This window comes from Anaerocolumna sp. MB42-C2 (assembly GCF_030913705.1).
Lineage (GTDB): Bacteria > Bacillota > Clostridia > Lachnospirales > Lachnospiraceae > Anaerocolumna.
This window is the reverse complement of the sequence record NZ_CP133190.1, coordinates 4,295,821-4,319,266: the sequence shown is the minus strand read 5'-3', so window position 1 is coordinate 4,319,266 and position 23,446 is coordinate 4,295,821. Positions and strand designations below refer to the sequence as shown.

At 36.0% G+C, this 23,446-nt stretch carries 21 protein-coding genes, 1 other RNA gene and 1 riboswitch; of the genes, 5 read left to right on the top strand and 17 right to left on the bottom strand.

The features are described 5' to 3' along the window. Positions 1 to 13 precede the first annotated feature (13 nt). The 4 genes from RBU59_RS19330 to RBU59_RS19315 all read right to left on the bottom strand — a co-directional run bounded on the left by RBU59_RS19330 (position 14) and on the right by RBU59_RS19315 (position 4,575). Complete coding sequence (locus RBU59_RS19330; protein ID WP_308144114.1) at positions 14 to 1,939, bottom strand: NAD(+) synthase; 1,926 nt, start codon at positions 1,937 to 1,939, stop codon at positions 14 to 16. Positions 1,940 to 2,009: 70 nt separating this feature from the next. Next, positions 2,010 to 2,188, bottom strand: a non-coding RNA gene (ssrS, locus tag RBU59_RS19325) — 6S RNA. Positions 2,189 to 2,250: 62 nt separating this feature from the next. Next, positions 2,251 to 3,738 (bottom strand): sensor histidine kinase, encoded by a 1,488-nt coding sequence (locus RBU59_RS19320; protein WP_308144113.1) that lies wholly within the window; start codon positions 3,736 to 3,738, stop codon positions 2,251 to 2,253. A gap of 144 nt (positions 3,739 to 3,882) precedes the next feature. Next, complete coding sequence (locus tag RBU59_RS19315) at positions 3,883 to 4,575, bottom strand: response regulator transcription factor (protein WP_308144112.1); 693 nt, start codon at positions 4,573 to 4,575, stop codon at positions 3,883 to 3,885. Positions 4,576 to 4,879: 304 nt separating this feature from the next. Between RBU59_RS19315 and RBU59_RS19310 the strand changes: the two genes are divergently transcribed. After that, positions 4,880 to 5,524, top strand: a complete 645-nt coding sequence (locus tag RBU59_RS19310) for an Ig-like domain-containing protein (RefSeq protein WP_308144111.1) — start codon at positions 4,880 to 4,882, stop codon at positions 5,522 to 5,524. Positions 5,525 to 5,599: 75 nt separating this feature from the next. Here the strand turns inward: RBU59_RS19310 and RBU59_RS19305 are convergent, their stop codons facing one another. Beyond that, positions 5,600 to 5,974 carry a hypothetical protein gene (locus RBU59_RS19305; RefSeq protein ID WP_308144110.1) on the bottom strand — a complete coding sequence of 125 codons (375 nt, stop codon included), beginning with the start codon at positions 5,972 to 5,974 and terminating at the stop codon, positions 5,600 to 5,602. 284 nt (positions 5,975 to 6,258) lie between these two features. Between RBU59_RS19305 and RBU59_RS19300 the strand changes: the two genes are divergently transcribed. Then, positions 6,259 to 6,459 (top strand): cold-shock protein, encoded by a 201-nt coding sequence (locus tag RBU59_RS19300; RefSeq protein ID WP_161836471.1) that lies wholly within the window; start codon positions 6,259 to 6,261, stop codon positions 6,457 to 6,459. Positions 6,460 to 6,638: 179 nt separating this feature from the next. Here RBU59_RS19300 and purH read toward each other — a convergent pair whose 3' ends face one another. Further along, complete coding sequence (gene purH / locus RBU59_RS19295) at positions 6,639 to 8,192, bottom strand: bifunctional phosphoribosylaminoimidazolecarboxamide formyltransferase/IMP cyclohydrolase (RefSeq protein WP_308144109.1); 1,554 nt, start codon at positions 8,190 to 8,192, stop codon at positions 6,639 to 6,641. 92 nt (positions 8,193 to 8,284) lie between these two features. After that, a riboswitch (ZMP/ZTP riboswitch) is annotated at positions 8,285 to 8,370 on the bottom strand. Between the two features lie 362 nt (positions 8,371 to 8,732). Here purH and RBU59_RS19290 point away from each other — a divergent pair. Next, positions 8,733 to 9,404, top strand: a complete 672-nt coding sequence (locus RBU59_RS19290) for a TIGR01906 family membrane protein (protein WP_308144108.1) — start codon at positions 8,733 to 8,735, stop codon at positions 9,402 to 9,404. Positions 9,405 to 9,512: 108 nt separating this feature from the next. Here RBU59_RS19290 and RBU59_RS19285 read toward each other — a convergent pair whose 3' ends face one another. The 7 genes from RBU59_RS19285 to RBU59_RS19255 all read right to left on the bottom strand — a co-directional run bounded on the left by RBU59_RS19285 (position 9,513) and on the right by RBU59_RS19255 (position 16,723). Beyond that, on the bottom strand, positions 9,513 to 11,261 hold the full coding sequence (locus tag RBU59_RS19285) for a sensor histidine kinase (protein WP_308144107.1): 1,749 nt from the start codon (positions 11,259 to 11,261) through the stop codon (positions 9,513 to 9,515). Positions 11,262 to 11,275: 14 nt separating this feature from the next. Next, positions 11,276 to 11,974, bottom strand: a complete 699-nt coding sequence (locus tag RBU59_RS19280) for a response regulator transcription factor (RefSeq protein WP_308144106.1) — start codon at positions 11,972 to 11,974, stop codon at positions 11,276 to 11,278. 115 nt (positions 11,975 to 12,089) lie between these two features. Beyond that, a complete protein-coding gene (gene phoU / locus RBU59_RS19275; RefSeq protein ID WP_308144105.1) occupies positions 12,090 to 12,737 on the bottom strand; it encodes a phosphate signaling complex protein PhoU in 648 nt (215 codons plus the stop codon). A gap of 172 nt (positions 12,738 to 12,909) precedes the next feature. Further along, positions 12,910 to 13,668 carry a phosphate ABC transporter ATP-binding protein PstB gene (pstB, locus tag RBU59_RS19270; protein WP_308144104.1) on the bottom strand — a complete coding sequence of 253 codons (759 nt, stop codon included), beginning with the start codon at positions 13,666 to 13,668 and terminating at the stop codon, positions 12,910 to 12,912. Between the two features lie 25 nt (positions 13,669 to 13,693). After that, the gene (pstA, locus tag RBU59_RS19265; protein WP_308144103.1) at positions 13,694 to 14,848 is read right to left on the bottom strand and encodes a phosphate ABC transporter permease PstA; all 1,155 of its coding nucleotides are present in this window, start codon (positions 14,846 to 14,848) and stop codon (positions 13,694 to 13,696) included. Between the two features lie 22 nt (positions 14,849 to 14,870). Next, positions 14,871 to 15,791, bottom strand: a complete 921-nt coding sequence (pstC, locus tag RBU59_RS19260; protein ID WP_308144102.1) for a phosphate ABC transporter permease subunit PstC — start codon at positions 15,789 to 15,791, stop codon at positions 14,871 to 14,873. Further along, positions 15,791 to 16,723, bottom strand: a complete 933-nt coding sequence (locus tag RBU59_RS19255) for a phosphate ABC transporter substrate-binding protein (protein WP_308144101.1) — start codon at positions 16,721 to 16,723, stop codon at positions 15,791 to 15,793. The genes pstC and RBU59_RS19255 overlap by 1 nt, the downstream gene beginning before the upstream one ends. A 262-nt stretch (positions 16,724 to 16,985) precedes the next feature. Here RBU59_RS19255 and RBU59_RS19250 point away from each other — a divergent pair, with 262 nt between their 5' ends. Both RBU59_RS19250 and RBU59_RS19245 read left to right on the top strand, forming a co-directional pair. Continuing rightward, the gene (locus RBU59_RS19250) at positions 16,986 to 17,465 is read left to right on the top strand and encodes a deoxycytidylate deaminase (RefSeq protein WP_308144100.1); all 480 of its coding nucleotides are present in this window, start codon (positions 16,986 to 16,988) and stop codon (positions 17,463 to 17,465) included. 231 nt (positions 17,466 to 17,696) lie between these two features. Next, positions 17,697 to 18,392 carry a peptidoglycan recognition protein family protein gene (locus tag RBU59_RS19245; protein WP_308144099.1) on the top strand — a complete coding sequence of 232 codons (696 nt, stop codon included), beginning with the start codon at positions 17,697 to 17,699 and terminating at the stop codon, positions 18,390 to 18,392. Positions 18,393 to 18,531: 139 nt separating this feature from the next. Here the strand turns inward: RBU59_RS19245 and guaB are convergent, their stop codons facing one another. From guaB to ltrA, 4 genes are all read right to left on the bottom strand, one after another. Further along, positions 18,532 to 19,986 (bottom strand): IMP dehydrogenase, encoded by a 1,455-nt coding sequence (gene guaB, locus RBU59_RS19240; protein WP_308144098.1) that lies wholly within the window; start codon positions 19,984 to 19,986, stop codon positions 18,532 to 18,534. Positions 19,987 to 20,598: 612 nt separating this feature from the next. Further along, a complete protein-coding gene (locus RBU59_RS19235; protein ID WP_308144097.1) occupies positions 20,599 to 21,096 on the bottom strand; it encodes a DUF6106 family protein in 498 nt (165 codons plus the stop codon). A gap of 213 nt (positions 21,097 to 21,309) precedes the next feature. Beyond that, the gene (locus tag RBU59_RS19230) at positions 21,310 to 21,468 is read right to left on the bottom strand and encodes a hypothetical protein (protein ID WP_308144096.1); all 159 of its coding nucleotides are present in this window, start codon (positions 21,466 to 21,468) and stop codon (positions 21,310 to 21,312) included. A gap of 380 nt (positions 21,469 to 21,848) precedes the next feature. Continuing rightward, positions 21,849 to 23,153 carry a group II intron reverse transcriptase/maturase gene (gene ltrA / locus RBU59_RS19225; protein ID WP_308144086.1) on the bottom strand — a complete coding sequence of 435 codons (1,305 nt, stop codon included), beginning with the start codon at positions 23,151 to 23,153 and terminating at the stop codon, positions 21,849 to 21,851. Positions 23,154 to 23,446: the final 293 nt, after the last annotated feature.

The following is a 23,446-nucleotide window of genomic DNA, read 5'->3' as shown; positions in this document are numbered from 1 at the left end:
TTAGTAATATAATTTACTGTATCTTGTTAAGATCCTCAAGCCACAGAGCAGCACTGGCATCACTTGGCATTCGAAGATCTCCTCTGGGAGATACTGCAACGGATCCGACCTTAGGCCCATCCGGCAGACAGGATCTCTTAAACTGCTGAGAAAAGAAACGACGGTAAAATACTCTCAGCCACTTTAAAATTATATCTTTCTCATATGTCCCGTCAAACGCAATAACGGCCAATCGGTATATTTTGGATGGGGTGAAACCAAACCTTAAGATGTAATACATATAAAAATCATGTAATTCATAAGGCCCTACAATGTCTTCCGTTTTTTGTGAGATTAAACCTTCCACCGGTGGCAGTAGTTCCGGACTGACAGGAGTATCTAAAATATCAAATAAGACATGTTTTAAACTTACCTCTTCTGCTGTTTCCGCAAAATAAGAAACTAAATACCGCACTAATGTCTTAGGTACGGAAGAATTTACGCCATACATGGACATATGATCGCCGTTATAGGTCGCCCAACCAAGCGCAAGCTCTGACATATCTCCCGTTCCAATAACAAAACCATTATATTTATTGGCTAAATCCATTATAATCTGTGTTCTTTCCCTGGCCTGTGAATTCTCATAGGTAATATCATGATTATCCCTATCCTGACCGATGTCTTTAAAATGAAGTAACACAGCTTCCTGTATCGGGATCTCCATTAAGGAAGTTCCAAGATGTTCAGCTAAAGAAAGGGCATTCTGATAAGTACGATCCGTTGTACCAAAACAAGGCATGGTCACTGCAATAATTCCTTTTCTGTCTAAGTTAAGCAGATCAAAGGCCTTACAGGTAACTAACAGTGCAAGGGTAGAATCCAAACCGCCGGATATACCGATTACAGCATTCCTGGCACTGGTATGTTCCAATCTTTTCTTTAAACCATAAGCCTGTATATGAATAATTTCCTCACATCTTCTGTCTCGGTCTTCTTTTACACCAGGTACAAACGGTGCTTTATCTATAAATCGAGTTAATTTTGTTTCCGGCAGAGGATCACTTAACCGGTACTTAAATTCTATAATTTCATATTCCTGAAAGGACGTAGGTGTAAAGGTAGTCATCCTTCTTCTTTCATTCATTAACTTCTGCACATCCAGTTCAGAAAAAATAAATTCATTCTCAAAACGTTTTGATTGTTTTAATATAGTTCCATTCTCAGCAATAAGGTTATGCCCGGCAAATACTAAATCCGTCGTCGATTCCCCTTCTCCGGCATCCGCATAGATATATCCGCAGACTAATCTGGCGGATTGCATTTTAATCAAATCACGTCGATAAATATCTTTCCCTGTCGTTTCATCACTGGCAGATAAATTCAATATAACTGTTGCTCCTGCCATTGAATGTCTGACACTCGGCGGTTCTGGAACCCATAAATCCTCGCAGATTTCAATACCAATGGTTAAGGATGGTAAATTAGCGCATCGAAACAGTATATTAATACCCATAGGTATTTTTTTACCATTAACCATAATAAATTCGATTTTCTCATGGCCTGGATTAAAATATCTTGCTTCATAAAATTCAGAATAATTCGGCAGATTTTTCTTCGGTACCAACCCTAACAGCTGTCCGTTCTGTATCATTGCTGCGGTATTATATAATTTTCCTTCGGTACATACAGGAACTCCAAGAGTAACGAAAACATCCTTACCAAGTGTAAATTCTACAATCCTGCCTAGTTGTTCCAACGCACTATTTAATAAAGTGTCCTGTAAAAACAACTCCCCGCAAGTATATCCGGTTAGGCATAATTCAGGAAACACCAGTACTTTCACATGATTATTCTCTGCTTTATCAATGATCTCAATTATTCTGTCTGCATTGTATTTGCACCCTGCAACCTGTATCTTAGGTGTTGCCGCTGCAACTTTAATAAATCCGTGATTCATTTAGACTCCCATCTGCGCTCTTTATAACACTTTAAAAAAAGGCAGCTAAAGCTGCCCTTCATCTTTTGTTCATGTACCCGAAACGCCGTTTCCTGTATTTTGACTCCTAGCCAAGCTAGGTGGGTTTCCGCACATAAGCCTCTGTCTTCCACTGCATATGGTGGCCTGACATAATCTTACAGATGTAGGAATCCCTTTTTATATCATGTAGGTTCAAAATAACAGGAGTGTCGTACATCCCAGGAACTACTTGTGACTTTATTATACCTTACAATAATCAATTTTTCAAGTTTTTTGTGACATAATTAGCCCTAAATGTTTAACTCTTCTACATATTCTTCCAAGCATTGGAAAGTAAAAACAAATTCCGTACCGTTTCCTAAGGTACTGTAAACTTCTATATTACCACCGTGTTTCATTGCAATTTGTTTGGCGATAGCAAGTCCAAGGCCGGATCCTTGTTTATTTTGTTTTAATTTTGACTTGTAAAATTTATCAAAAATACTCGGTAAATCTTCTTTCGAAATTCCAATGCCCTCATCTCTAATTGATATTTTTAGTTTGTCCAACTTAGATAAAATTATGTGTATGGTAGAATTTTCATTTGAGAACTTAATGGCATTATCTAAAATGATAAGGAACATCTGCCGTAGGCGGTCATAATCACCCATCATCATATAAAACGGCTGATCCTTTTTAAATTCGATTGAAATATTTTTCTCCTCACTGATGGCGCGTATACTTCGTATCAGTTCATCAAAAACCTGAATTATATTAACAGGTTCTTTCTCAACAACAAAATCAGGATTTTGCATTTTAGACAGCAGCAGAAGATCGCCGACTAACCGCTCCATACCTTTACATTCCGATAACATCCTTGAGTAGTATTGATTTTTCTTTTCCTCATCCGTAATAACACCGTCAACCAAGGTTTCCGTATAAGCACGGATAACGGTAATAGGAGTTCTGAGTTCATGGGATACATTCGCAAAGAAATCAATCCGTGCCTGTTCCCTGTTCTGGCGCTCAATTTCATTTTCTTTTAGTTCGTCAGCCAAAATATCAATGGTTTTTGCTAAATCTCCGATTTCATCTTTTCGGTTAATATTTGTCTTACTCTCATATTTACCGTCTGCTAATTCCAATGCCGTATTGCGCATTCTGGAGATTGGATTAGATATTCCTTTCGCAAAGAAAATAGAAATGACAAAGGATATAAAAAGAGCCACTCCGACACTAAGAAATATAAGATACATACTGCTTCGTATGATATCCTCCTGATCCTTGATTGCTGACCTGAGTAAAATAGCACCTACTACTTCTCCATTCACTCTTACCGGCATTCCTAAAATAGCAAATACTCCACCAAATTCTTCAAAATATCCGCTGGCGTACATCTTTTCATTATGATATGCTGCGTTTATTACATCAACACAATCTTTTGACAAAGTAACATCATTTAAATCTACATTTTCCAGCTTTTTATCCATGGGAGAAGCAGCATTTGGATTTGATATAGTCCAGATATCCGATTCTTCCGTATCCATATCATCTAATATCTGAATATACTCCAAATAACTATCATCATCATTATCTATGATTCTTTTTGCTAATTTTATCGATATACTTGTAGCCTGTTTTAATAACTTTTGTTTGTAATTTTCCACAGTTTTTGTCTTATATAAATTTAAAAATATAAGCCCTACTAATATAGCTAATACCGTTAACATAATTGCATAATTTATGTATACTTTTAAAAAAAGCCGGCTTCTTGACCTGCCTTTATTCTTCTTATCCATTTTACACCTGTTCGTTTCACATTTCTGAATGTGATGTTGTATCCAAAATAAAAGGAAGAGGTCTGCAAAATCTTGTGTATGATGAAAATATAAACAGATTTTGCACTGGCCTTTGGGTACCCCTGACTCCCTTTACGTTAATATTTACTCTGCAATCTCGAATTTGTAACCAACGCCCCAGATTGTCTTAATATTCCAATCCGGATGTTCCACAGCGTCTAATTTTGCTCTGAGACGTTTAATATGTGAATCTACAGTACGGCTGTCACCAAAATAATCAAACCCCCACAAACTGTCTAATAAATTATCCCTGGTAAAGACTTTGTTCGGGTTTTTTGCTAAAGTCCACATGGTTTCAATCTCTTTTTTGGTTAGTGACATTTTTTTACCGTTTATATGTAGGGTATATTCATCTAGATTAATTATCATATCACATAAGGATATTATATTACCGGACTTTATATCTTTTTCTGTCCGCGTCATTCTCCTCAGAACTGCCCTGATACGGGCCATTACTTCACTTGGACTAAAAGGTTTTACAATATAATCGTCTGCTCCGATATCCAGTCCCATAATTCGTTCAAAATCTTCACCTCTGGCTGTAATTAAAATAACCGGCACATTTGATTTTGCACGAATCTTACGGCATACCTCATAACCATCTTCTTTAGGCATCATAACATCAAGTAACACAGCAGCCGGGTTATAATGTTCGAATAAACGAAATGCTTCTTCCCCGTCATAAGCAATGATTGGCTCTAATCCTTCTTTTTTGGAATATGTAGATAATACATCAGTGATATCATGATTGTCATCCGCAATTAAAATATATTGCATGGTGTTTTCCTCCGATTAATTTAAAACATTATATATATTAGATATAGTACAATTATGTTTTGTATATTTTTGTATCCTTAAATATTATAGCGTATAAGTCCGGTTAAAAACAAGAGTAAATGGAACAATATATATTAAAATTCTCCTTTAATTCTTAAGTTTTTTTTAAGATTTTGCCACGTTTCTGACAAAAACTAGTATTATAGTAATTTTATGATAGGTGAGTGTGAAAAATTCTTTTTTTACTATTATGTTTGCATATGCAGACAACCTGGGGAAGAATGAAATTTTGGAGGACAAAGCCATGAGAAAATTTTTATTTAGAAAGTGTCTGTTGGCACTGGGCTTGTATTTATTCTTCACTGTAATCATACCAGTTCCTATTGCCGGTAATAGTATCATTGCGAAAGCATCCACGGTTGATGAGGATCAAAATGCGATTAAGCTCAATGTAAGTAGTACATCACTTGTAAAAGATACCACATATGCTCTTAAAATATATAATATTTTGGACAGCCATAAGGTATCCTACAAATCGGATTCTACTTCCATAGCTACCGTAGATGATACAGGTATTATTACAGCTGTAGATTTCGGAAAGGCAATTATTACCGTAACTGTCAAGGACGGCCTGAAAACTATTGCTACACTGGAATGTGAAGTAACAGTAGGACCTCCGGCAATCAGCGTTATATTGACCAAATCTGAAGTTACCATGACAGCTGGAAGCAGAACTTCATTAACAGCAATTTTAAAGCCAAATAATACTGTGGAAGAAGCGAAATTCTCCAGCAATGACCCAGAAGTAGCCAGTGTTAGCGCAGGTGGGAGAATTACAGCCAAAAAGGCTGGCTCCACATATATATTTGCTGCTATCAGCAATGGCAAAATGGGTATGTGTAAAGTAACTGTAGTAGAAGAAGAAGTTAATACAGGTGATGTTAAATAATCGGGGCTTTATAAAGACTGCCAAAGTGCAAGCTGGCAGTCTTTATATTTTTTTGCTCTACAATTTAAAACTCTCTTATGAATGATCAAAAACCGAATCTGCTCTTATCTTAGCTGTATCCAGCTCTTCCATATCATCCATACTGGCTACATAGAAAACATCGTCTTCAATCCAACAGATTACAACATCTTTCCCTGCTTTTATTTGACCTCTATTTGTTGCTTTAGCAGGTGAGGTGAAACTGTTTCTGTTTAAAACATACCTTATCTCACCGAATTCTTCAAAACTGATGTCTTCCGACACCGTTGCTTTTAATCCCACTAATTCTGTTGTCTTAGGCTCACAGGTGTTTTGTGCCTTTCTTAACGGAGCAAGCACTAATTTGTACACTGAAACACCTGCAAAAATACCAGCCATACATGATATTAAGACCTGAAAAGCTAACAGCATATCGTTCCCTCCTTTCATTCTTTTTCTCTTGATTACTTTTATCATATGCCTTATAGATTAAACCAGCCTTATGTATAAATTAAAATTTGATTAAAAATCAGTCTCTAATACGTAATTATTTATTGATTAATAAGACATTTATACTAAAAAATATCAGTAAATTTGGGCATTTGTATTTGCTCCAAAGATTGACATTTAATACCTTTTGTGGTAAATTAAGTCTATCATTAAATATAATGGTATATAACATAATTCAATTTTTTAAGAGCACTAGGAGGCAATTTATGAAAAAGGGTACAGTAAAATGGTTTAATGCTAAAAAGGGGTTTGGTTTCCTATCAGACGAAGAAGGTAATGATGTATTCGTACATTTCTCCGCGCTTAATATGGATGGCTTCAAAGTTTTGGAAGAAGGACAGGAAGTTCAATTCGAAGTTGTTAACGGAGAAAAAGGACCTCAGGCTGCTAATGTAACAAAGCTTTAATTTCGTTTATGAAGTTAGTTATAATCAAGAGTTATACGTAATAAATGATAAACATGTTAATGAATTTAATTTTAATTAATCATATATATGGATTTATACGTAAAGGTTATAACGAAAAGAGGATGTCTTAAGGTCTAAGACCAGACATCCTCTTTTTTGTCTTTTTGTGTTTTTTAAATTTAATGTTTAAAGTGTCTCATTCCGGTAAATACCATTGCTATACCGTATTCGTTGCATTTCTTAATAGAATCCTCATCACGGATGGAGCCGCCTGGTTGAATAATGGCAGTAATGCCAGCCTGGTGAGCAGCTTCCACACTGTCATCAAAAGGGAAATATGCATCGGATGCCAGTGCGGCACCTTTCGTTGCATCTTCATTAATTAATTCTGCCGCATGCTCAATACATTGTTTTGTAGACCATACACGATTAACCTGGCCCGGTCCGATTCCTATGGTTTGCTTATCTTTTGCAAGAGCTATACCATTCGATTTTACGAATTTAACCACTCTCCAGGCAAAGAGCATATCTTCCATTTCTTTATCAGTTGGTTTACGATCGGTAACAACTTTTAAATCCTCTTCAACTAATAGTTTACTGTCTATCGTCTGCACAATTAAACCACCGTTAACTTTCTTTAAATCATAGGCATTCTCATCCTGTGGTACACTTATATCCTTTAATTCCAACACTCTGACATTTTTCTTGGTTTGCAGGAGTTCAAGTGCTGCTTTCTCATAACCGGGAGCCACAATTACTTCCAGAAAGACTTTTTTCATTTCTTCGGCTAACTTAACGGTAACTTCTCTGTTAATTACCACAATACCGCCATAAATAGACACTTTATCTGCTTCAAAGGCTTTCGTCCAGGCGTCTAATATATTATCAGCACTGCCAACACCGCATGGATTACCATGCTTGCAGGCTACCACCGTAGGTTCTGTGAATTCTTTTAATAATTCCAGAGCACCATTGGTATCATTAATATTATTAAAAGACAGTTCTTTCCCATTCAGTTGTACCGCGTCCGTTATAGAACCTTTTTTCTTACCGATTTCTCTGTAAAATGCAGCTTTTTGGTGAGGATTTTCACCATACCTCATATCCTGCACTTTTTCATAGGTTAAGGTCAGGGTATCAGGAAGATCATGGTCATTTCTTTGATTTTTTAAATAATCAGCAATCATGGTATCATAACTCCCAGTATGCATAAATACTTTCTGCATTAGATAAAATTTGGTGTCTAAGGATACTTCCCCTTTGGATTTCAACTGCTCCAATACTTCTTTATAATCATCCGGATCCACAATGACCGTAACATCCTGATAATTTTTCGCTGCAGAGCGCAGCATGGTAGGACCGCCGATATCGATATTTTCAACTGCTGCGTCTCTGGTTACATTATCTTTTAATATAGTTGCTTTAAAGGGGTATAAATTAACCACGACCAGGTCAATGGTTTCTATGTTTAAATCTTTTAATTGTTTCATATGATCCGGTTTACTTCTCATGGCAAGCAGACCTGCATGAACGATTGGGTGCAGGGTTTTTACCCGTCCATTAAGACATTCAGGGAAACCGGTTAATTCAGAAATTTCTATGGCAGCTACTCCGGCTTCTTTCAACTTGTTATAAGTGCCTCCCGTGGAAATGATTTCAATTCCCATCGATACCAATTCCTTTGCAAATTCAACTATTCCAGTTTTGTCCGATACGCTAATTAATGCTCTCATGTTACTCTCCTTTTCAATGGTTAATGTTTCGATAATGAAATAAAAAAACGCCCAGGTAACCCAGTAACTTCCTTATAATATATAAGGTTACTTTAGGCTGCCCAGGCGGTCGGCTGATTATTTTATTTTGTACTCCCCATGGGTAAACTCCCACTTTCCGCCAGTCGTACAAATTCTATTTATAGTTTACTATACATTATTTTAAATTACAATCCCTTTTATGTCTCCTATTCTTCATTTATGTTAATGAAAAGCCATAAATCCTGCTAATAATTTAAGTGAAATGTTATGTTTCTAAGCTCAAATTACTCAGTATGATTGCATATTACAATTTAGCCGCAAGACTGGACTGTAATGATTTAGCCGGCCTTAGAAAATCATGAATTGAATAACTATGTGTTTTGTTATATAATGATTATTATAATAATTGGTTATACTAGAGTATTAACCGCCTGACATCATGGCAATTACCTGCTTGAATTTCCAGCTACTGCACTGCACTTAATTAGCGCAGCCATACTTAATATAAGGAGTCTTTTTATGAAAAGGTTTAAATTTACAGACATTTTAATCGGATTAGTATTTACCTTATTGTTCATTTCCATCGGTGTTATAGCTGCCGTTAACTTCAGATTTATTTATTATCTGGATATAACGAACTTAAATATTGAAGCATCCTCGGGAATCAGCCGAGATGTTATAATCGAAAACTATGATGCTCTTATTGACTATAATTCTCCTTTTTATAAAGGAGATCTTAAGTTTCCAACCCTGCCTGCTTCTTCCTCTGGGCTTACACATTTTTCTGAAGTTAAAAATATCTTTGTATCCTTTTATTACATTGGTATTGTAGCTTTAATTGCAGCTATTATTATTATATTTTATAAACGCAGGAAAAAGGACTTTAGTTACCTGATGGTATCTTCCGTCACCGTTCTTGTTATTCCTGCCATAGCGGCAATAGGCTGCTCTATTAATTTTGATGAGACCTTTATTCTATTCCATAAGATATTCTTTCGAAATAATTATTGGCTGTTTGATCCGGTTACAGACCCTGTTATAACTATTTTGCCGGATACTTTTTTCTTACATGAACTTATGGTAATTATAACTTTTGTAGTACTTGGCAGTCTGGTTTTGTTTCTATTCTCCAAAAGTAAAAAAAGAGGCCGTAATAGTTACGATTTCACGAATAATCATAGGTATTATTAAAAAACAGGTAATTGCAAATCTATATTGTTTTCTGAAAGATAACAATTATTTTGCAATTACCTGTTTTAGCTTCTAGGTCAAAAGGTCAATTTCAAATTATACAACAACTTATTTCTGATTACCACTATACGGAAAACTTATCTTAAATTCCGTACCTTCTCCCGGTTTACTATCCACCTGAATATTACCGCTATAAAGTTCTACTATATGCTTAACAATAGACAATCCCAGACCGGTTCCTCCCTGTTTTCGTGAACGGCCTTTATCCACGCGGTAAAAACGTTCAAAGATACGTGATAAATGTTCTTTCCCGATACCGATTCCGGTATCTTTAATCCTGATAATTAACTTATTGTCTTCTTCCTTACAACTTATGGTTATACTGCCTTCCTCCGTATATTTAATTGCATTGTCCAGCAGGTTAATTAATAATTGCTTCATACGGTCAGGGTTACAAAGGAACGGTTTTAAATACGGTTCCGGTTCAAAAATAATCGTAACCTTATCCGATGGTTTTGATTCTAAAAGTTCTATTACAGAATTAATGCATTCATTTAAATCCAAGGGTATGGTTTCATATTCCCTTTTTGATTCTATTTCCGATAGGAGAAGAATGTCTTGAATCAGGCTGAATAAACGTTCGGCTTCTATATCAATAATATCAAGAAAACGGTTTGCCACCGCTTCCTCTTTAATAGCCCCGCCTTTTAAAGTATCGATAAAACCACGTATTGATGTAAGCGGTGTTTTTAACTCGTGTGTTACGTTTGATACAAAATCACTTCGTATACTTTCCAGTTTCTTAATTTTGGTAATATCCTCAATAATTAATAAAACTCCAAAATATTTAGCATCATCCAACCCCAGGGGGGTAGCAGTTACACGGATATTCCTTAGGTTTTCCCTCGCAAGGGTACCCTCTTCCTCCACGCTAATATTTTTGTCACGAACCTCATCAATTGCATCAAAAACAGCCGCATTTCTTAATATATTATAAAGGGAATGACCCAGAATTTCTTTATTTGCAGGATTTACGATTTCTAAAAATGCTTTATTAAAGAATAATATTTCATTCGAATCATCAATTGCTACAACCCCGGCAGTCATACTGCTTAACATTGCTTCCAATTCCGCGTTTCGCTGTGTCAGATTCTCTATGGTACCTTTTAGGTTTTTAGACATAATATTAAAGGATTCCGCTAATTTACCTACCACCGACTTATCCCTTGTATAAATTTTAATGTTATAATCTCCATTTGATATACGCTCAGCCGCTTCAGCAACTTCATGAAATGGTTTCGCCAAAATCCCGGTAAATAGAATTGCAGCAACTACAGCAATAATAAAACAAATCAGGATAGCATATATAATAGAATAAAACATATGTCCGTTTAAAGCTTTGAGCTCAGACAGCGGCAACGATACCCTAAGTACTCCATCCAGATCATCACTTTTAACCGGTACTGCGCTGTAAGAATATTGTTGTCCCATAGTTTTCGAATAACGGTTAACTGTAACACTCTCACCGTTTAAAGCTTTTTTTACTTCTTCCCGGTTTTTATGGTTCTCTAGCGGCTGACTTGTATCGGAGTCAGCATAAACCTCACCATTCCGGTCAATTATCGTAATTCTTACATTATATTTATCAGCATATCTGCTAACAAAGGTTTCATAATCCTGAATATTTTTAAAATCTTCATTCGAAAATATATCTGCCATTAATTTCGCCTGAGTTAAATAATAGTTCTGGCTCTGCGTATAAATAAACTGATACCCTTTACTCCAGAAAATACCTGTGGAGATACCAATGGCCAATAAGATTATTGTCAAATAACTTATAATTAATTTTTTATGCATTAGTAAAACCTCCCTTATGCAAATTTATACCCCATTCCTCTTACCGTTTTAATATAGACAGGATGACTTTCATCCTGTTCAATTTTTTTCCTTAAGTTACTTACATGAACATCTACGGTTCTGGTCTCCCCAATGTAATCATATCCCCATACCTTTTCTAAAAGGTTATCTCTGGTAAAAACGATACCTCTGTTTTTTGCAAGCAGATATAGTAACTCAAATTCTTTAAATGACAACTCCACTGGAACACCTTTTACGGTGACGGTTCTCCTGGCACGATTTATTTCCAGATAATCAACGACTATCTTCTCTTCTTTTTCTGCTTCTGCTATCTCAAAATTACTTTCACTTCTTCTTAATACGGCTTTAATTCTTGCTAAAAGTTCATGAACTCCAAAAGGTTTCACCAAATAATCATCTGATCCGACCTCAAGGCCTACTACCTTACTGATTTCATCTCCTTTTGCAGTTAAAAAAATAACCGGTAAGGTACGAAGTCCTTTATTTGCTCTGATTCTTCTTAATACTTCTATACCGTCAATTCCGGGAAGCATCCAGTCTAATAATACAATATCTACTTTTTCTTTATCCAATATATCCAGTGCATCTTCCCCTGTTTCAGCTTTAATTACATGATATCCATCTCGTTCCAGATTATAGGCAAGCAATTCTAAAATGTGTTCTTCATCATCAACCGCTAATATAGATTTCATAATAACCTCTTTTCTAATATCAAAAACGTAGTTATGATATTCGTTATTACTAATTGAAATATTATTTTCAACTTAGCTCCTTGGCGCTCCACTAACGCTAAGCATTTAAATATATTTAGCCTAAAGCCAAATCACCTGTTATGATGAACGTAATCCATTCCGAAATATTCGTTGCATGATCTGCCATTCTTTCCAGATATTTTATAATCATAAGATAGCAAATGCATTGAGGTACAGTTTTTGAATCGTTTTGCATCATTTCAGATAATTCTAACGTTATCATATGGAAATACTTATCTACCTCATCATCTGCCGGAATTACGCTGGAGGCTTTCTCCAAATCTGCTTCTACAAAGCTGTCAATAGTATCAATCACCATCTTTTTCATCGCGCTGATCATCTCTGTTAGATATTTCGGAGAATTTATCTTTGGCATTTTACTCAGTTTGATAATATATTCCGAAATATCGGAGCATTGGTCAGCAATTCTTTCAATATCAGTAATTATTTTCATAATTGATGTTATTTTTCTAAGATCGGTTGCGAGGGGCTGCTGTTTGGCTATAATGTTAATGCACTCTCTTTCTATATGCTGCTCCAGTAAATCAATCTCGTCATCACGCTTTATAATTTTTTTCGCTATATCCACATCGATACTATTAAGTGCCAGAATCATTTCATTTGTTGATAACTCTAATATACTTCCCATTTTTATTACATTATTATTTAATTCTTCAAGTTGTGCAATAAAACTTTGTCTCATTCTAACTCCTATCTGCCTGCCATCACAGGCTGCTTAACTTAAAAGACTATCTTAATATTTTCTCAATAATAAACATCTTATACGATTCTATTATTGGTTATATCTATTGCGTAAAAAATAAATTTATTACAATTTCATATTAAGTTTTTTTTACTGATTTATCAAGCATTAATTAACCAAATCTTCCGGTAATGTAATCTTCTGTCTTTTTATTCCTTGGTTTATTAAATATCTGTTCTGTTTCGCCATATTCTATTACTTCACCGGTTAAAAAGAATGCGGTCTTATCTGATATTCTACCTGCCTGCTGCATATTATGGGTTACAATTATTATGGTATAAAATTGCTTTAATTCTGTTGCAAGATCTTCAATTTTTAACGTAGATATGGGGTCTAAGGCTGAAGTCGGCTCATCCATCAAAATAACTTCAGGCTCAATTGCTAACGTCCTGGCAATGCAGATTCTCTGCTGCTGCCCCCCGGAAACCGCCAGAGCACTTTTCTTTAATTTATCTTTTACTTCGTCCCAGATAGCTGCCTGTCTGAGAGATTTTTCCACTATTTCATCCAATGCATTTTTCTTGCGGATTCCATGTATTCTGGGACCATAAGCAACATTATCATAAATACTCATAGGAAATGGATTTGGTTGTTGGAATACCATTCCAACTCTGGTTCTTAATTGGATTGCATCCATATCCTTATAAATATCAACTCCATCCATTGAAATAGTACCGGTTATTTTTACCCCCTCAATTAAATCATTCATTCGGTTAATTGTTTTAAGAAAAGTAGATTTACCACACCCGGAAGGTCCGATAAAAGCAGTAATTTTTCCTTTTGCTATTTCCATATTTATATTCTTTAAGGCTTGGAAATTACCGTAAAACAAGTCTAAATCCGACACCGAAAATTTTATTATATCATTCACCTTTTTTCCTCCTGTTAACTCCAAATTAATTCGTTCCTCTTTTCTTTAAGAAGACCCTGGTAATCATTTTGGAAGCAATATTCAAAGCAATTATTAAAGCCAGCAATACAACTGCTATGGAACTGGCAGTGGATAAATCCGCTGTTTCTTTTATAAGCCAGTACATTTTAGTTGTGAGGGTTGCGGCACTGGCCTTGCCACCCACTAAGGCCTCCGGAATCTGTGCAACCGTACCTGCAGTCCAAATCAATGCCGCAGATTCTCCCACAATTCTTCCAATACTTAAAATAATAGCGACCAGAATACCAGGCAGGGCACCCGGCAATATAATTCTGCTTATGGTTTGCAGTTTTGTGGCTCCAAGCCCGAAAGATGATTCCCGATATGCTTTTGGTATTTCTTTTAGTGCCTCTTCCGTAGTAGAAATAATCGTCGGCAATAACAAAATACTTAATGTTAAAGCACCTGCTAATACGGAATATTCCATTTTTGCAATCTGAACAAATAACAACATACCGAACAAACCGTATATTATAGAAGGAATACCTGCCAGGTTCTGAATGGCAAACCGTATTAGACTAAGAATTCTTCCCCGTTTTGCATATTCATTTAAGTATATGGCAGAACTGATCCCAATCGGTGCTGCGATTACCAGTGACAATAAAATAATATAAATCGTGGAAACCAACATCGGAACGATACCTCCGCCTGGTCTTGTCACTTTAATACGGACCGTTCCGGTTCCGTCTTTCATAACCTCTGCCGCTTTTTCTACCGTCATTTTTTCAATTTTTACATCACCGTATTTAGTTATAATATCTTTTACTTTTAAAGCATAAGCTTGTTTTTTCATATTTACGGCTGCTTTTACCGGCGAATTACTGTCTATCTTTGCTATAACAACATTTTCTCCATCCTGGACTAAAGTAATTCCAAGAGATGGAACATACTCAGCCTCCTTGTTCGCTCCTGAATCTGTTTTCTGAACCACATTTACAAAGGTTGTTTTGTCATCCCATTGTCTTGTGAGAAAGCGTACATTAATTCCGGGGATACCTTTATATAGAATGAAACCAATTATTACAGCCAGAATCATAACGGTTAATAAGGTGGATAAATATATGAACCACTGTAAAATGCCATCTTTCAGTTTTCTGTCATTCCAATTTCTTTTTTCCATTCCTTTTGCTCCTATTTACGAATTAATTTCTTGCTCCCTGCTCACCCAGTTTTCCAGTCAATTTAATCAATGTAATATTTATTACCATAATGAACAGGAAGAGAATTACTCCGGTTGCAAACAACATATCCTGGTGTCTTCCCGATGCATACCCCATCTCCATCGCTATGTTAGTGGTTAACGGTCTGACTTTGGACCAGATACTGGTAGGAAGTCCACCAATATTATTACCTGCAATCATCATTACTGCCATAGTTTCACCGATTGCCCTGCCAATACCTAAAACGGTTGCAGTCAATATACCGGAACGGGCTGCCGGAACGACGGATTTAAATATGGTTTGTATTTTTGAAGCTCCTAAACCATAGGATGCTTCCCGGTAGGATTTTGGAACTGCCCTGATACTGGCTTCACTAAGAGAAATAATGGTAGGTAATACCATGATCGTTAATACGCAGATAACTGCCAGTAAGGATTCACCTTGTCCTGTCGGTGATACTTTATTAATTAAAGGTACAATTACCCCCAAACCAAAAGCTCCATAAATAACGGACGGAATACCGGCCAACAATTCAATAGCCGGTTTAATAAGTGCCACTAATCTGTTCGGGGCCAATTCAGCAATGAATACAGCTGTTAATAAACCAATGGGAACCCCGAGCACAATTGCACCCAGGGTTGCTAATACTGATCCGACTATCATATAAAATACACCATATACATCATGGCCGGGATCCCATTTTAATCCGGTTATAAATTTAAGGAAGCTGTATGCATCATCTCCAAAGAAAGGTTTTAATCCTTTGGAGAACACAAAGACGATAATGGCGATAACGCTGAGTACACTTACTAAGGCACTTAAGAGAAATATTCCGTGAAAGACCTTCTCAGGGTATTCTTTTCGTTTGCTTATCTGATTTTCTTTGTATGCATTATTATTCATTAATCTACTCTTATGCCTCCGTGTTCTTCAACAAATCCCTGTCCCTCATCACTTAATGCAAAATCAAGGAAAGCTTTCACTTCCGGTGTTGCTTTATCTTCCATGTAAACGAAGAGGAATGGTCTGGATAAAGGATATTCACTTGATTTTGCTTTTTCTGCAGTACCCTCAACACCGTTTACATTAATGCCTTTTACAGTTTGATCTATAAAGGAGAAAGAAACATAACCAATTGCATTTTCATTGCCTGCTACTGAAGTCTGTACGTTACCGTTACCCTCAACAACTGTTGCATCTTCTACTAAACCGCCTGCATCTTCTAATTTGATTAACTCTTCAAATGCGGATCTTGTTCCGGATGCACCTTCTCTGGATACAACCACGATATCAGCGTCGTTACCACCTACATCTTTCCAGTTCGTAATCTGACCGCTGTAAATTTTAGCTAAATCTTCGGTTGATATGTCTGTAATCGGATTTTTAGGATTTACTGCCACCGCAATACCATCATAAGCAAAAGTTACTTCTTTTAAACCATCCACTTTTTCTTCCGGTTTTAAGTTTCTTGAAGAAGCGCCAACGTCATTAGATCCTGCTAATGTATCGGAAATTCCGGCAGAAGAACCGGTTCCGGTATAATTAATTGTCACATCCGGATTTAATGCAGTAAATTCATCTATCATTGCAGTTAAGGGTTTTTCCACTGATGTTGAACCGGTTATGGTAATCGTTCCGGATAAGTCATCCCCAGCCGGTGCTTCCGTAGGTTCTGCTGTGTCTTCCGGTTTTGTTGTTACCTCTGTTTCGTTTGTTGTCTCATTGGTTGATTCTGTAGTATCTGTTGTGGTGCCGCCCTGTTTGCTGCAACCGCTTAATGCAGCTATCATAGCTATTGTTAAAACTGCAACTAATATTTTCTTTATCTTTTTCATTCTCTTTCCTCCTGATATTTGGGTATCCCCCTAAGAATTTTTTGTTTTTTTATCTTACAAGATGAATTTTATACTTCAATTGTTATACCTGTATTTTTATATTGTAAAGTCTTTGTAAACTTATCCTCTTAACAGGATTATTCTGCCCTTATATATAATTTACATTCTAATTTTTATATGTTAAAATATTAAAATAAATTTACCTGTATGTACAACAAAAATATATTAGTGAATAATATAGGAACAGGAGCGGAATTAACAGATGAAAAGACAAGATTATTTAAAGTGGGATGAATATTTTATGGGTATTGCTCTTCTGTCAGCGGAGCGCAGCAAAGATCCAAATACAAGCGTGGGTGCCTGTATTGTAAGTGAAGATAACAAAATTCTTTCCGTTGGATATAACGGAATGCCCATAGGTTGTTCCGATGATGAATTTCCCTGGGAGAGAGAAGGATCAACCTTGGAAACTAAATATGTTTATGTATGCCATGCAGAAATGAATGCTATCCTTAATTATACAGGAACCCATATGAAAGGTGCTAAATTATATGTAACACTCTTCCCGTGTAATGAATGTACGAAAGCACTGATCCAGAAAGGTATTTCAGAAATAATCTATCTATCTGATAAATATGCGGATACAGACATTGTAAAGGCCTCTAAACGTATGTTAAACGCTGCAGGAATATCCTACCGCAGCTATACCCCTATAAACCGGGATATCGTAATTTCTTTATAAATCCTTTTGTAGTTTAACATTCCCATGCAGGTTTTGCTTCTTTCTATTGCTGCATGGGAATGTTTATGTTCTAGGTTTGCCAAATCCTTAAATTCACTTCATATTTAATTAAGATATTCGCAAAAAAGATTAATTCTTTTCTTCTTGAAATTAGTCTCTATTTATGAAAAAATAATATAGTAAGAAAATACACTAATTTTATTCGCTTAAGATAGAAAGGCAGGATCTGACTTGCTTACCAAGAAACAATATTACAGAAAAAAACGCAGAAAAAAATACCTTAGGTTAATTGCTGTAACAACTATGGCCATGGTAATTATCCTTACAGTCGTTATGATGTTAGTTACAGTTTTAAAAAATGCGGATATCAGCTCTCCCACTGCATTCGGTTTCTTCCAGCCATCCAAAGTGATAAGTAAACCGGAAATATCTGAAATGCTTCTAACCCCCAATGAGTATTCCAGACCACAGACTCCTTTAAACAAAGTAAACAACGTTGTTATACACTATACCGCTAATCCGGGTACCGGAGCTGAATCAAACCGCAATTACTTTGAGAATTTGAGAATTAACAAAACTACTTCCGCCAGCAGTCATTTTGTGATTGGTCTTAAGGGTGAGATTATTCAATGTATTCCTTTAAATGAAATCTCATTTGCCTCCAATAACCGTAACAATGATACTATCTCCATAGAATGCTGCCATCCGGATGAAACCGGCAAATTCAATGATAAGACTTATCAATCCTTAATTGCCCTGGTTTCATGGTTATGCTGTCAGTATAATTTAGATAAGGATGATATTATCAGGCACTATGACGTATCCGGCAAATTATGCCCTCTCTATTATGTAGAGCATGAAGATGCCTGGGAAAAATTAAAAAGTGATGTGATGGCTTACATCGATAAAAATGCGGTAGAGAATTAAATCTGCAGAATAGTAAACAAAAAAGGATGCCTCCACAAATATTTACATTTGGGAGACATCCTTTTACTATATCCATTTTTTCTATTCCTCTACGCTGTAGTTCGGACGCTTCTAAAAGAAGCTCCGATATTTACTCTTTTTATTCTTCCACACTGTAGTTCGGAGCTTCTTTGGTTATATGAATGTCATGAGGATGACTTTCTTTAAGGGAAGCCGCAGATATTTTAACAAATTGACCATTCTCTTTTAGTGCTTCTACGGTAGGTGTTCCACAATAACCCATACCGGATCTGAGTCCGCCAATTAATTGGAATACCGTATCTTCTACCGTACCTTTATATGCTACACGTCCTTCTACACCTTCCGGAACCAATTTCTTTGCATTTGTCTGGAAATATCTATCTTTACTTCCATTTTCCATAGCTGAGATAGATCCCATACCACGGTATACTTTATATTTTCTTCCCTGGAATAATTCAAATTCTCCGGGGCTCTCATCACAACCTGCAAATATACTCCCCATCATACATACATTTGCTCCGGCTGCAATCGCCTTAGTCATATCTCCGGAATATTTAATTCCACCGTCTGCGATAATCGGAATACCGCATTTTTTAGCTGCTTCATAAGAATTCATAATTGCTGTAACCTGAGGTACACCAATACCGGCAACTACTCTTGTAGTACAGATGGAGCCAGGACCAATACCTACTTTGACCGCACTGACACCAGCTTTAATCAATGCTTCCGTAGCTTCACCGGTTGCTACATTACCGGCAATTATCTGCAGTTCGGGATAGGTTTCATGAACCAGCTGAACTACTTTTAATACATTGGCAGAATGTCCGTGGGCAGTGTCTACTACGATTGCATCTACTTTTGCATTTACTAATGCTTCTACACGTTCCAATATATTTGATGTTACACCAACAGCAGCGGCACATCTTAAACGTCCCTGTGAGTCTTTTGCGGAAAACGGATATTTAATCTGCTTTTCAATATCTTTTATGGTTATAAGACCTTTTAAGTTACCCTTTTTATCAACAATAGGCAGCTTTTCTTTTCTAGCGGAAGCTAATATTTTTTTTGCCTCATCCAGGGTTATACCTTCTTCAGCAGTTATTAAACCTTCCGATGTCATACAGTCTTTAATTTTCCTCGAGAAATCTGTTTCAAACTTTAAGTCACGATTTGTAATAATACCAACCAGTTTTTTGCCTTCGGTAATAGGAACTCCAGAAATTCTATATTTTGCCATTAATTCATTGGCATCATCTAATGTATGTTCTGGTGATAAATAAAATGGATCTGTGATAACTCCATTCTCTGAACGTTTTACTTTATCTACCTCATCTGCCTGCATAGCTATGGACATATTCTTATGGATAACACCAATTCCACCCTGTCTGGCCATCGCAATAGCCATTCTGTGTTCCGTAACGGTATCCATACCTGCACTCATCATTGGAATATTCAACTTGATCGTTTTCGTTAAATAGGTAGATACATCAACTTCATTCGGTATCACTTCTGAATAAGCCGGTATCAGTAAGACGTCGTCAAAGGTAATTCCTTCACCGATAATAGTTCCCATCTTAAATATCCTCACTTTCTTTTAAATTTTGTTTGTTTTCGAGTTTTCGTTTATAAATTAATAATTTTGTTGATTTTTAAAAGTATAACCAATTAAGGAAAGCTTGTCAATAACTAAAATATATTATCTTGTCTTTTCATTAGAAACAAATTAATACGCTAGTCCGCATCACAAGCACATTTGTTTTTTCTGTTTTGTCTGTTTTTAAAAGTATAAAAAATTTATACAGATTTTAATGATCAAAGCAGACAAGTCCGCATCAACTCCCAAAATCCCTCAATCACGAGGGACTTGACCGCTTTGTGCGCCGAATGCAGTCACGTCAGTGACATCTACCAAAGGATACTATCTTTTTTTTGCATCTCGTGTGCATCCCCGCCCGGAATGGCCTTTTTATTACATAGGGAAATTTGGAGAGCTTTCCTATGTAATAAAAAAGAGAATGAAAACATATCTCCATTAAACCGGCAATCGGATCGGTGTAATCGAAACACGATTTATCGTTCCTATTTTGCACAGTTTATTGAAAGAATACTATTTCATTCTCCCGTATATTAAAACTTATTATTCGTTACTTTAAGATAGGTTATGCTAATACAACAAATTGCCCTTTTAATATTGGGCGACTTTTCTTGGGTTTTTCATTTTAATGCAGTTAATCATTTTTTCATTAGGTTCAAATAATATCTTGGTTGCAGTATCTCCTTCTCTTAAAACAATGACGTAAGGTTTCGCATCTTTACCTCTGGAGCTGAAATCCTTAACTACACTTTTTACATGTGTATATCCGTCTAAAGCGTGAGAGCCTTCCGGAGCCATAATTTCAACCTGTTCAAAGTCAATCTTTAAAGCAGTTTTACGCTTTGCATTACCCATAATCTTATCGAAATCTAATTGCCCGTCACAAAATACATATTCGTATTCCACACTAAGTCTTGGGAATATATAAATAATTGCGACAATTAATATAGCTGATACAAAAAGCAGTATGGAATTTTGAAACGTTAAGAAGAAAGCTACAACTGCAACAATAATTAATAAGAATCGCAATGCATAACTTCCAGCAGTCTCCTTACGTTTTACTCCTGCTTCAGCATATAATTCATTCATTACCTTACCTCCTGTTATTTCCCATAATATAAACATTATAAATTTATCCGTTCTAATGAAAACTTGTCCTCTATGCAATATTATACTAAAAATTCCACTAAATATAAAGCCTAATACTTAAAATAATTCTAATATTTTTCTAAATTTCGTTTAGCTAGCTAACCTCTATATTGCTTGTACACTTTTTAAGTAAGTGGTATTTACTACCACACGTCAGATTTTTTCAAAATAGGTAATATCAATTGTCTCTACTGTCAGACTCATGCTGGGATTTCCCAATCTGCTTCTAACCTCTTCAACAACCGACCTATATGCATTCCAGTAATCTTGTTCCGTTGCTTCTTCATTGCGAACTTCTTTGCTTTCAATCATAAAAATAATGCTGCCGTTAAGTTCTCCAATGTCTGGACTAACAAAATATCTTTCATGTACCTCCCCGGTAATACTAATACCTGTTTCTTGATATACTCTAATTGCTGCTATATTCCAGATATCTCCAATAATAGCATTTGTATAATATTGAGTATCAAGTCCAAAAAATGATATTGAATAACTTTCTGTTTTCGTAATTCACCACAAATACACCTTTATCATAATATATGCATCTCATCCAAAATAGTTAAACTTTAGTTTAGCGAAGGAAAAAACCTATCAACCTTATATAGAATGAAAAATAGGGTAGAGAAATAATGGTTAACATTATTTCCCTCCCGTTGAACCGTACATACGGGTCACGTATACGGCTCTACAACTTATATTCCAACTTTTCTTAGATAATAATTTAAAGGATTGAGCAAACCTGCATTGTCCTTTATTTTGTTTTCAAGCAAATCTGGGCTGATAATAAAATTCACTACGTTCATTCCACTTCTTCTGTACCAACCCAGTCTTGAATTTGCAACTTTATAGATTGCCTCATGGTCGAATCCATTCTTATTTTTTCGATTTAGATAACATAAATTTCTGTATATCGTCTTAGGCATTTTCCATTGTTTTATAACAATTACTCTTATTTTATGCCTAAGCCATGTTCCAAACTCTTCCATGAACTGTTTCATCATTCCGATTCTGAAATAGTTAATCCATCCTCTTACTATTTCATTCACTCTCTTTGTTGTTTCCGCAAGCGGTCGTGAAATCGCTTTGTTTCTTTTGAGGTATTCACTCATTTTCTGTTTCAGTTTCTTTTTCTTCTCTGTGGTTGGTTTCACTTTCCATTCGCCACCATGTTTCAGAAATGTAAATCCTAGATATTTACTCCTTGTCGGTCTGACTACCTTAGTCTTTGTTGCATTCACCTTTAGGAACAGCTTTCTTTCAATCCACTCTGTTATGGACTTCATCACTCTGTTTGCCGCCAATTCACTTCTCGTGAATATCAATGCATCGTCGGCATATCTCGTGAAACGCAGACCTCTTTGTTCCAGCTCTTTATCTAGCTTATCAAGGTAGACGTTCGACAACACAACCGACAACGGTCCGCCTTGTGGAACACCGGTGATTGTTGCTTTTTCCAGTCCTTTTTCCATTACTCCTGCTCTTAAATATTTGCGAATCAGATTTAATGTTGTACTGTCATTTACTTGTTCTCTAAGAATCTGAATTAATTTGTCATGATTCACCGTATCAAAGAATTGTTCTATATCAACATCAATGACCCATTCATATCCCTCATTAAGATAATCCAATGCTTGCTTTATAGCGTTATGGCAACTTCTTCCAGGTCTGAACCCATAACTGAATTCACTAAATATTTCTTCATAAATATCAGATATCGATTGTGCAATGGCTTGTTGTATCACTCTGTCCAAAACCGTTGGTATTCCCAGTGGTCTTTTCTTCCCATTATCCTTTGGAATGTATGCTCTACGCACTGGCTTGGGCATATAGGTTCTGTTTCGAATTGACTGTACGATTGTGTCTTTATTTTCTCTGATGTATGCACCAAGTTCATCTACAGTCATTCCATCTACTCCACTTGCACCTTTATTCGCCACCACCTTTTTATAGGCTCTGTTTAGGTTTTCTTTCGATGTAATCATATCTATTAATTCCACTGTTGTTACTCCTCTGCTTATTACTAAATTTATACACATCACCCCTCTGGATATAGATAATTGTCATTGGTTACGTTCCTACTTTCTTTATCCATCCGATTTCTGGCTTGCGTATTATTCTCTTAATAACGATTTGTACTATAAATCGTTTCAGTCCTTCGGTTATTACACCTACTATAACTTCATCTGACTCCCTCCCTAAACCTTTTTCGACCACATCTATGATATGTGGGTAGGGTCTCCCAAGGTAAGACACTAATCTTTCGTTCCACAACCTCTTGATTTACAACTTC